The sequence below is a fragment of the Skermanella aerolata KACC 11604 genome (assembly GCF_000936425.1).
GTDB classification, from domain to species: domain Bacteria; phylum Pseudomonadota; class Alphaproteobacteria; order Azospirillales; family Azospirillaceae; genus Skermanella; species Skermanella aerolata.
Genome location: NZ_AVFK01000148.1, coordinates 1 through 1,916, shown reverse-complemented (window position 1 = coordinate 1,916; position 1,916 = coordinate 1). Strand labels below are relative to the sequence as shown.

At 65.2% G+C, this 1,916-nt stretch carries 3 protein-coding genes; all 3 read right to left on the bottom strand.

All coding sequences use genetic code 11. The features are described 5' to 3' along the window. Nucleotides 1–237: 237 nt before the first annotated feature. From N826_RS38860 to N826_RS38850, 3 genes are read right to left on the bottom strand one after another with little or no spacing between them, the layout of a single operon-like run. Nucleotides 238–957, bottom strand: a complete 720-nt coding sequence (locus N826_RS38860) for a hypothetical protein (protein WP_147041376.1) — start codon at nt 955–957, stop codon at nt 238–240. A gap of 8 nt (nt 958–965) precedes the next feature. Continuing rightward, a complete protein-coding gene (locus N826_RS38855; protein WP_044437952.1) occupies nt 966–1,328 on the bottom strand; it encodes a chemotaxis response regulator CheY in 363 nt (120 codons plus the stop codon). Between the two features lie 44 nt (nt 1,329–1,372). Next, nucleotides 1,373–1,858, bottom strand: coding sequence for a chemotaxis protein CheW (locus N826_RS38850; RefSeq protein WP_044437951.1), 486 nt, complete (start codon nt 1,856–1,858; stop codon nt 1,373–1,375). Nucleotides 1,859–1,916 lie beyond the last annotated feature (58 nt).

Below are 1,916 nucleotides of genomic sequence, written 5' to 3'. Positions count from 1 at the left end.
GTTTGGATTTGAAAAACATATCAAGGCCTCGCTCTGCCGGTCGCTGGGAATGTCGTGAGTTCGACGTGCCGAGCTGCCTCCAGACAAACCGAGGTAGGGGCAACTCTTCCGATTTAACATAACGGGAAAATAGGTTTATTGTAGCTCTTAAGACTAAAATTAGTGATTGATTATTCCCTTCGTCAGACGTCAGCCGATACTGCGGATCACCGGCAGCACAGCCCCGCTAGTTTTTTGTCAGCCGAACAGAGCGTCGATGTCGGACTGGCTGCGGCCCTGTCCGGGCGGCGCCGGACCGTTCAGCAGGTGGGCGTCGGGCCGCGGGTCGAGCGGACCGCACGGCAGTCCATCGCCGCTGTCGGCCGGCCGATCCGCCCAGATCCCGATCATGGCATTAACCCGCTGCTCGAGGTAGCGCAGCGCGTTGACCACCCGTGTCGTGCGCTGGCCGGTGATGTCCTGAAACGAGCAGGCCATCAGGATCTCAGTCGCCTGCGCCTCGATACCACCGGCGAGCGCGCCGAGCCCGCCGGCGGCGACCTGTCCGGCCTGCTCGAGCAGGCGCTCGGCGGCGTTCAGGATGTCCGAGGTCGCCCGCTCGGTGGCGCTGACGATGGCGTCGAGCTCCTCGGTGGCGGCCAGGATCCGGCTGTCGGCCGCGTGTTCCGGCCGCAGGGTAGCGATCTCCCGGCGCATCCGCACGATGGCGTCGCTCATCTCCTCCAGTTCGCGCCGGACGATGCCGACGCGCGGGTCGGCTGCCTCGGAGCTCCGCGGCGTCCAAGCTTGGCGCAGGTCGCCGATCAGCGCGCGCATCTCCTCGACCGCCACCACCCGGCTCCGCCGTTCGAGCCTGCCGAGGAATGCCCGGCCCTCGGCGGTCCGGCCGAGCTCATGGGTGATCTCCTGATAGCGGCTCTCGCTCAGGTCCGCTTCGAATACAGAATTATCGGTCATGGTTTCCCTCATCCGAGCACGCTGGCGATCTTTTGCTTCAACGTGTCGGCGTTGAATGGCTTGACGATGTAGTTGTTGACCCCAGCTTCCTTGGCGGCAACCACGTTCTCGGTCTTGCTCTCGGCGGTGACCATGATGAACGGCGTGCCACTCAGCTTATTATCAGCGCGCACCTCTTTGAGCAGCTGCAGACCGGTCATCGGCTCCATGTTCCAGTCCGAGATGACCAGCCCGAACCCCGTCTCGCGCAGCTTCTGCAGGGCGACGATGCCGTCGCCGGCTTCCTCGACATCGAGGTGGCCGATCTGGCTCAGCAGGTTGCGCACGATGCGGCGCATCGTGGCGTAATCGTCGACGACCAGGATCTTCATGAATAGGCCTCGGTATCGGGGAGAAGGTGGATTATGGGATGGGTTCAAGCGGCGGCCAGCGAGCCGAGCAGGCGCTCAATCTCGAGCACGACCAGCAGCGTGCCGTCCAGCCGGTGAATGCCGCCGGAAACGTCGCGCCAGCGGGGATCCAGGGTAGCGGGCGCGCGCTCGAAGCCGTCGGCCGCCAGGCTCAGCACCTCACCGACCTCGTCGACCATCAGGCTGTAGAGCTCGCCGTGCAAGTCGACCACGACGCTCATGCCCGGCCTATCCTGAGACCGGGCAGGCAAGCCGAGGCGCGGCCGAACGTCGACCGCGGTGACGATCCGGCCGCGCAGGTTGAGCGAGCCTGCGATCTCCGACGAGGCCAGCGGAACCCGGGTGATGCGTTGGGGACCCAGCACGTCCTGGACCCGCGGCACCGGAATGCCGAACCGCTGGCCGGCGATCGTCAGGGTGATCAGGTCCTCGTGATCGCCGGCTGCAGGACCGGCGGACTTGGAGGTCGTGGCGGGTAGGTTGGCGGTCATGCGGCACCTTCGGAGAGGGTCTGCGACAGCGTGAACAGCAGGGCGTCACGGTCGAACT